Raw genomic sequence first — 241 nt, forward strand, 5'->3', positions numbered from 1 at the left:
GATCGGCCACGCCGCGCGCGAATTGCAGATAACTGGAATAGCTGTCGGTCGATACCGCGGTTTGCAGCAGGTGCATCAGCTGCGCGGAATAGGCATGCGCCTCCCCGGTGTGGCGCTGGCGATAGAAGCCGCCGATCGGCAGCGTCGCCAGCGTGATCGGCTGGGTCGCGGTGAAATCCCACGTGTCGGCCGGCGTCTCCTGATAATGCCAGATATATTCGCCCGTCTCGGGTTTGAGCGC

At 63.5% G+C, this 241-nt stretch carries 1 protein-coding gene; it reads right to left on the reverse strand.

The features are described 5' to 3' along the window. The coding region (locus CVH10_RS23910; protein ID WP_146143381.1) for a hypothetical protein at positions 1-241 on the reverse strand (241 nt) is incomplete at both ends.

The sequence above is a fragment of the Halomonas sp. ND22Bw genome, from assembly GCF_003011945.1.
GTDB lineage: Bacteria > Pseudomonadota > Gammaproteobacteria > Pseudomonadales > Halomonadaceae > Halomonas > Halomonas halophila.